A 484-nucleotide genomic window follows, 5' to 3' on the forward strand; every position below is an offset into this window, starting at 1 on the left:
GGAGTTGAGTCAGCATTGGGGGGTTTCTGTCGACTCGTTGCTTTATCGTCTTCGGGAACTCGAGATCGTCTCGGAGTCGACTGCGCGCCGCGCCTGGATCACCTTGAGAAAGATGCCGCGCCGCTCGCAGCCGATCCGAGACTTTCCTGGTGAGCAGCCTGAATTGCTAAGGAACGCGATCGAGTTGCTAGACAGTGTCGATGTCAGTCTGGTCGATATCGCCAATGATCTGCAGTTCCCCCCCCAACGTGTGCGTCAGCTGGCAGGCATTGACGACCCCCAGCCAAAACTGTCGTTGGTCAGAACCTCAGACGACCGCCGAACAACGGCGGCGACCTCCGACCCCGTCGGAGGGAATCCCTAAAGAAAGGAGCCAATATGGCTAACCGTTCTGCAATTACCGGTCAAACAAAAAAACAGACGACCAGAGCATCGCAATGCTAAGTGGTAATAGTGCAAGACATAATAAGACTGCATACACATA

General features: G+C 54.5%; 1 protein-coding gene. It reads left to right on the forward strand.

Annotation, left to right across the window (positions count from 1 at the left end):
• The coding region (locus AMS65_RS20190) for an ImmA/IrrE family metallo-endopeptidase (RefSeq protein ID WP_206542015.1) at nucleotides 1–364 on the forward strand (364 nt) is incomplete at its 5' end.
• Nucleotides 365–484 lie beyond the last annotated feature (120 nt).

Origin of the sequence: Leucobacter celer subsp. astrifaciens, assembly GCF_001273835.1 — a bacterium.
GTDB classification, from domain to species: domain Bacteria; phylum Actinomycetota; class Actinomycetes; order Actinomycetales; family Microbacteriaceae; genus Leucobacter; species Leucobacter celer.